Raw genomic sequence first — 7,114 nt, forward strand, 5'->3', positions numbered from 1 at the left:
CGCTCCCTTTTCCACAAAATCAAAAATTTCATTTCTTGTCTTTTCGTCCAAATCATCAAAAATTTTAATCGTAGTTTCTGCAAAAGATGCAAGCAACCACAATAAGCTAGGTATGTACTCCATATCGAAAGGAAATATCTGCTCTTGATAGGCGTTAAAATACGCCCTGTTTTTCTCTATAAAGAAATAGATATATTCCTCGTATTTGCCCAAATCGGTCTCTATTAGGCGCATTTGCCAATCCTTATAAAATTCCATTATAATACTTTTCTCCAAAATTTTATAGCGCTTTTTATCTCTTTTTCAAAATGTTTGAATGGTATATAAATTTCTTCTTGTTCGTAGGGTTTTAACTTTTTATATTTCTTGGAATGCGTAATTCTCGCAATATCTTCATAATTTTTTTGTAAAAAATCTATGATTATTTTTACCTCATCTCTGCTAAATTGTTTTGCTCTCGCCCGCCGCATAGGCGGTGCAAATGCTTGAATAAACATATCTTCTATAATCGCTTCATCGCCGAAGCGCTCGTAAAAATCAATAAAATCCAGGATATAATACCTAAAAGTATAGTCATTGAAAACCTGCAAATCTCCCGATAAGAGTTTGATTGTGCTATGGTCTAAATCGCACAGATCTTTACCGCACAAATCTTGCTCGACAAGCTCATCCTTTTGTACAGGATTTGTTATAATTTCCGGCTTTTGCAGTTTAAGCCGCGCCTTTAGCGCTTTTATTTTAGTATGCAATTCAAATTTATCCATCTAGGCAGTATATGTCGTTGTCCAAATCCACATTATTATCTGCTAATAGTTTCAGTAAATTTGCATTATAATATAGACCGGGCAAGCTATTATAACTGTAAACTACGACTCTTAGCAGCTTTTTCACACCTTGTAATTTTATACTCTTTGCGACATTTATATCTGCTAGAAATTTTTTAATTAGATCTTCCGCAAAAGGTATATCATAAAATTTTTCCTCTATGCTAAATCCAAAATTTTTATATTTTAAAATAGAGCCTTTTTTAAAATCTCCTTTGCGCCAGGCTTTTGTTGCGGATATGCCGCTGCTGCTTATTGTTTCGGATAGATCCCTATCGCTTTCGATCGATAGGATTAGGATTACTTTGTTGCTTTTCAAGATCGCTCCTAAAAATCTTTTATATCCCATATACGCATACATTAGCATTCAGTTCGGCGCACATTTTTATATTTATCCGAATATGAGCAAAACCAACATATTCTGTATTGTAAGCTAAAATTTTCATTTGGATACCTGCCCAGGGCAAATGACCGGGCAATATGCAAAGTCATCTCCGTTTCTAGCGCGATAATTAGTGATATATTCGATCGCCACTTCGAATGCATTGTCGTCTTCCGCTTTGGTATCCCAGCAATCGTATGTGATTATGGGCTCATTGCCGTTTAAGCGATATACTTCTCCTCCTAGGATAATCATACCTTTGCCTCTTGTGATTTTTAGCACCTCCATTACATCATCAAATCTCCAAGCTATATCATAAATTCCGTACTCCTCCCTTAGGCGTATGCCGCGCTCTAGCAGATCCTGCGGCACGATATTTACGTAATCTTCATCTATAAAAAACATAATTCGCTCCTTTTAAGTATAAGATTATTGCCATTGCCATTTTTCTATATCGTTTTTCTTTACGAAATACCCTAATGCGAAAAAAGCCCCTAATAAAACCCCTATTTTTTCAGAAGTAATTATACTACAAACAAAAATAAAAGGAGAGAAAAATAATCGAAATATAAGATAAGCACCTATATACGGGAATTGAAGAGAAGTAAAAAGAAGTGATTAAAACTTAAAAATAACTTAATTGGTGGAGGTGTGCGGGATTGAACCGCAGTCCGAAAACAAACGACCAAAGCCTCTACATGTTTAGCAAAAGTGAAGTTCTCGCGCAGGCTCGCTCACTTTCCAAAACGACCCGCCGGCGCAAAGACTAGGATTTCACCCTACGGTTCGTCACGCCGCAGAGCTACGCTATCGCAGATTACCCGCCGCCGCGCTTAGATAGTATCGGCGCAGAGCAGGGCTCGACTGGACTTACGCAGCTTTAGCGTAAGCAGGAGCAAATTTAACGTTGTTTGCGTTTAAATTTAGTTTGGATTTTATACGCTGTATCCAAAGCGACATGCCGCCTTGACCCATCCGTTCCCGTCGAAGCCAAGTCACCCCCGAAAGAATGCACGCGCATTTTACTTCAAAATTTTATAAATGTCAAATTCGGCTTATGTTAAAATTGCATCGAAATTTTAACCGAGCAAAGGAGTCAAAATGTCAAAAATTACGCTTTCTAAATTATACGAGATGAAAAAATCCGGCGAAAAGATCGTGATGATCACTGCCTATGACGCGCTTTTTGCTAAAATTTTCGACGACGAGGTCGATATGGTACTCGTAGGCGACAGCCTAAATATGAGCTTCGGCGGGCACTCCGAGACCCTGGGCGCGAGCGTAGAGCAGATGATCTATCACGCGCGCGCCGTAAGACGGGGGCTCAAGCGAGCGTATATGGTCGTGGATATGCCGTTTTGCTCGTGCGCGACGCCAGAGCTCGCGCTACAAAACTGCGCCAAAGTCTATGAGAGCACCGGCTGTGACGCCGTTAAGATCGAAGGTGGCGCGCATATGGCAGATACCGTGGCGCTGCTTAATCGAAACGGTATCGCCGTGATGAGCCACATCGGGCTAAAGCCGCAGTTTTCGCGCTTTATGGGCGGCTACAAGGTAAGTGGACGCGGAGAGGAGGGTGCGCGCGAGGTCTTAAGCGACGCCAGAGCGCTTGCCGAGGCGGGTGCGGTGCTACTGCTGGTCGAGGGGACGATCTGCTCGGTCGCAAATCAAGTAGCGCTCGGCACCGACGTGCCCGTCATCGGCATCGGCGCGGGTGCGGGCGTGGATGGACAGGTGCTCGTGTGGAGCGATATGTGCGGGTTTTTCACGGAGTTTCGGCCAAAATTCGTTAAGCGCTATTTAGACGGCGCCGAGCTGGTAAAAGGTGCGGTGCGCGAATACGCGCGCGAAGTCAAGGAGGAGAGCTTTCCGAGCGAGGAGTTTGAATATAGGCAGTAGCGAGATTTGGGCTAAATTTTAAAATTTACGCGCCGAAATTCTGGCAATAAAACTACGCTTGCCTTAAAATAACGCTTCGTTTTCACGCCGCAGGCTATGAAAACAAGCTCGCACCGCTTGAATATTCGACGTGAGCTATTGCGAGTGCTTTACCTAGTGCGAGAGATCGCAGGCGCCTTGGTGGGCGGATACTCTGCGCGGTATTTTATACGGGCGGCGCCGTGCGAGAGTTTGCGCGCTTCTGCATGCGGGCGCTATTTCTGTCGCCGAGCGCAATGCGCGAGCGCTTTTCATGAACGCTCTCGCGCCCGCAGCTCTAAAATACGCTACGAGCGCTAAATTTTACGCACGTAGCCGTAGAGCTCAAACATAAACCAGCCGTCACGCCTAAACGGCTTATAAAATTTAAGGAGAAAATTTGGCTAAAGCTTTAAAAACCTTCATAGCCGCAGTTCTGGGTTTGCTCTTTTGTGTAAAGGTACTGCCGATTTTGGCGGTATTTTTTGCGTTTAATTCTTTCTTTGATAAAGATGATATGGAGCTGGATAAAGCCCCGTTAATGCAAAATTACGAGCAAAATCGCGAGAAATTTTTGGATCTGTTAGCTTTTGCCGATCGCAACTTCCCTAAAAATTCGCGCGTCATGATCGAAAGTGCCTACGGCGATGAGTATATTTGGATCTATATGGACGGCAATAAGACGAAATTTTACTCAAATTCTATTTTCAAAGATAATGCGCCGAGCATAGGCGAGGGGTTAAAGCTCATTGGCTGGGACAAAAAGACGTTCGGGGAGCTAAAGTCAAAGCTCGCAGCGATAAACGCTAGAACCATCGTGCTAAATAGAAGCGGCGATAATCGAGTACCTTGGGCGAGCATCACCTATAGTTATATGGAGCACTTTGCCGATAGCTATGAGTTTTATGTTCTCAATAGTCCAAAACTCGCCGAGCTATATGCCAAGGGCTGCTCGAGAAAATTTCAAAGCGACGGTGTAGTATTTTTATATGCAATTGAAATATCAGATTATAGAGTGCTTTGTAAGAGTGACGACGACAATAAAAGTGTCTTGATCAAAGAGAGCGATCGATAAGGCGTTGCGAGATTGCACGGATAAATTTAATCTCTCGAGCCCGCGTTAAGCTTAGCGGTAAATTTTACAATCCGCGCCGAATTCCAAGCAGTCGCGAAATACCAAACTTCGCGCGAAATTTTACCTAGCCGCGCAAGTGCGCAAAGCAGAATTCTGCATAAAATTCTACGTAGAATTTCTTGTGAAATTTTAACTGACTATGCGAGATGGAATTCTGACTAGCTGCGTACCGCGAAGCTTGAAGCGCGGAATTTAAAGCCTCGCTGCCGCAAAAACAAAATCCGCAGCAAAGCTCTACGAGACAAAATTTTGTCGCAAAATTTCACTGCAAAATTCCAGGCGCTGAATTTAATATCGCAAAATTCCAAGCGCCAAATTTTACGTTGTAAAATTCCGTGCGTATTTTTCAGTTGGCTAAATTTCGCTCTTTAATTCTGTGTGCTATGATTCTGCCAAGTTTATTCCGTCTCTCGCAAACTCTGCGGCTAGCTTCAAATTTGTGCGTTAAAATTTCGCTCGCAGCATCTTGTGCGTACTTCATGAATTTTATGCGTTAAAATTCTACGCTGCGCAGTGGGGCTTTGCGGCAATGGCTTCCGCGCAAAGCTTTAAATTCTGCAAGTTAAAATTCCGCGCCGTAAAATTTAGCGCAGTTAGCGACCCGCGCGCTGTTTGGGAGCCGCCGCAATAAAATTCCGCACTAAAGCATAGCGGGCGTAGCGGCATGAGCGTAGTCTTAAACCCGTCGCGTTAAAATTCCCCAGTCTTTCGCGACGGGTGCCTGCTTTTGCCCCAGCCCTAAGCGCGTACCGTAAAATTCCGCGCGGAAAATTTTATTCCGCCCGCAAAGATCCGTCCCTTAAAAATTGTCAAAATTTAGCCATTTTTCGCTACACTTGCTAAAATTTTAAAAACGATTAAAGAGAGATTATGGACAGAATTGTAGAGATCGAAAAAATGCAGCTCGATGAAAGCGTGGAGAGCTCGCTGCGCCCGTCGAGCTTCGAGGATTACGTGGGGCAGGAGAAGATCAAATCAAACCTCGCTATCGCGATCGCCGCGGCGAAAAAGCGCGCCGACGTGCTCGATCACGTGCTTTTTTACGGGCCGCCGGGGCTCGGCAAAACCACGCTAGCGCACATCATTGCCGCTCAGATGGGCGCCGCCATCAAGGTCACCGCCGCGCCGATGATCGAAAAGGCGGGCGATCTGGCGGCGATTTTAACGAACCTGCAAAGCGGCGACGTGCTTTTCATCGACGAGATCCACCGTCTAAGCCCCGCGATCGAGGAGGTGCTGTATTCGGCGATGGAGGACTTCCGCCTCGACATCATCATCGGCTCGGGCCCCGCCGCGCAGACTATTAAGATCGACATTCCGCACTTTACGCTCATCGGCGCCACGACGCGCGCGGGCATGATCTCGGCGCCGCTGCGGGATCGCTTCGGCATGCAGTTTCGCTTGCAGTTTTACACGCACGCCGAGCTTGCGCGGATAGTGCAGATCGCTTCTGTTAAACTCGGAAAAGAGAGCGCGGCAGACGCCAGCGCCGAGATCGCGCGTCGCTCCCGCGGTACTCCGCGTATTGCGCTGAGGCTACTGCGCCGCATACGCGATTTTGCCGAGGTGCGCGACGAGGGCGCTATCTCGCACGATCGCGCGCGCGAGGGGCTTGAGGCGCTGGGCGTGGACGAGCAGGGCTTTGACGAGATGGATATAAAATATTTAGAAATTTTATTTGACGCTAAGCACCGCGCCTTGGGGCTTAGCACGATCGCGGCGGCGCTTAGCGAGGATGAGGGTACGATCGAGGACGTCATCGAGCCCTATCTGCTCGCCAACGGCTACATCGAAAAGACCGCCAAAGGCCGCATCGCAACCGATAAGGCGCGCGAGGCGCTCGGTCGCGTACTAAAGGTCGCGGAGAGAAATCTGTTTGAGGAGTAGGGCGGATGAAATTTTATACTTCACGGCGCTAAGTCATAGCTCGCAGGTGGAAACCCTGCCGTGGCGATTTTGTATATTTGATCTTTGAATTTTGCTTGGTTTTAAAGTTTCTTTAGATTTAAAATTTAAAGCGGGAGATTTTGTAAATTTAGAGCAAATTTATTATCGCTCAATAAAACATCCAAAAGAATATGAAGGGAAATTTTATGAAATTCATAACAAAATATATAAAAAGGCTCTTATATTATTTTTACGATGTATTTTATAGGCGTGTTTTTATCAGGGGAGTTTCGCATCCGCCGGCACAGGTGGCTAGCATAGGCTGTTATGGTTTGCTTTTTGTCCTGTGCGGAACGCTTTTTACTATTTATAGAACGGATACGTCGCCTAAGCAGTTAAATGAGCTTGAGATAGATACCGGAATTTTAAGAAGCGTTTATTATGATTTTCGCGGAAGCGGCGGACGAATACATATAGAACTAGAAAACGGCAAGAAAAAGGTTTATGAAATAAGCAAAAGCGATAGCGATATTTACGAAAAGCTAAAAGGGCAAAAAATCAAAATTTACGGCGAGCCAAGCCCAGATATATTAGGCAATAATGAAATTTTACAACTTGAAAAAGATATAAAATTTCTATTATCAAGTTTTTTGCATATTGATAAAATTGGTGGATTGAAGTCGAGAGGATTAGGAAAAGTATTAGTTCAATTTGTATCAATAGAAAATGATAAAAGAAATAATTTATGAAGTGTGAATGCTAGCAAAGTGCATAAGTTTGATCAATGATAATTTCAATCACTTTTCCTAGCATCATAACAACAATTCTTTCTTATAAAACTTCTCATGTTATAGTAGCAACCAATTCACATGTTAAGGTTCAAACAATGAATTCTCTTGAAACTCAACAACCTATATTCTTAGTCACCAAACAATTGCAATTCAACTTATTCAACGGAGTCTAAGTAAG

At 44.3% G+C, this 7,114-nt stretch carries 8 protein-coding genes and 1 other RNA gene; 4 read left to right on the forward strand and 5 right to left on the reverse strand.

Annotated elements, in window-relative coordinates; genetic code table 11:
- The 5 genes from Q0095_RS05535 to ssrA form a co-directional block, all read right to left on the reverse strand.
- Nucleotides 1-234, reverse strand: a 234-nt coding sequence (locus Q0095_RS05535; RefSeq protein WP_297882127.1) for a hypothetical protein, incomplete at its 3' end; no start/stop codon positions are given.
- Nucleotides 235-257: 23 nt separating this feature from the next.
- Nucleotides 258-764, reverse strand: coding sequence for a hypothetical protein (locus Q0095_RS05540; protein ID WP_297882129.1), 507 nt, complete (start codon nucleotides 762-764; stop codon nucleotides 258-260).
- On the reverse strand, nucleotides 757-1,143 hold the full coding sequence (locus Q0095_RS05545) for a hypothetical protein (RefSeq protein WP_297882131.1): 387 nt from the start codon (nucleotides 1,141-1,143) through the stop codon (nucleotides 757-759). The genes Q0095_RS05540 and Q0095_RS05545 overlap by 8 nt, the downstream gene beginning before the upstream one ends.
- 123 nt (nucleotides 1,144-1,266) lie before the next feature.
- The gene (gene imm40 / locus Q0095_RS05550; protein ID WP_297882133.1) at nucleotides 1,267-1,611 is read right to left on the reverse strand and encodes an Imm40 family immunity protein; all 345 of its coding nucleotides are present in this window, start codon (nucleotides 1,609-1,611) and stop codon (nucleotides 1,267-1,269) included.
- A gap of 236 nt (nucleotides 1,612-1,847) precedes the next feature.
- Nucleotides 1,848-2,209: a transfer-messenger RNA gene (gene ssrA, locus Q0095_RS05555) on the reverse strand.
- 98 nt (nucleotides 2,210-2,307) lie between these two features.
- On the opposite strand from ssrA, the gene panB reads away from it, so the two are divergent.
- From panB to Q0095_RS05575, 4 genes are all read left to right on the forward strand, one after another.
- On the forward strand, nucleotides 2,308-3,105 hold the full coding sequence (panB, locus tag Q0095_RS05560) for a 3-methyl-2-oxobutanoate hydroxymethyltransferase (RefSeq protein ID WP_297882134.1): 798 nt from the start codon (nucleotides 2,308-2,310) through the stop codon (nucleotides 3,103-3,105).
- Between the two features lie 418 nt (nucleotides 3,106-3,523).
- Nucleotides 3,524-4,198 carry a hypothetical protein gene (locus Q0095_RS05565; protein WP_297882136.1) on the forward strand — a complete coding sequence of 225 codons (675 nt, stop codon included), beginning with the start codon at nucleotides 3,524-3,526 and terminating at the stop codon, nucleotides 4,196-4,198.
- A 930-nt stretch (nucleotides 4,199-5,128) separates the two neighbouring features.
- A complete protein-coding gene (gene ruvB, locus Q0095_RS05570) occupies nucleotides 5,129-6,145 on the forward strand; it encodes a Holliday junction branch migration DNA helicase RuvB (protein ID WP_297882138.1) in 1,017 nt (338 codons plus the stop codon).
- Between the two features lie 206 nt (nucleotides 6,146-6,351).
- A complete protein-coding gene (locus Q0095_RS05575; protein WP_297882140.1) occupies nucleotides 6,352-6,894 on the forward strand; it encodes a hypothetical protein in 543 nt (180 codons plus the stop codon).
- Nucleotides 6,895-7,114: the final 220 nt, after the last annotated feature.

Origin of the sequence: uncultured Campylobacter sp., from assembly GCF_938045535.1 — a bacterium.
GTDB lineage: Bacteria > Campylobacterota > Campylobacteria > Campylobacterales > Campylobacteraceae > Campylobacter_B.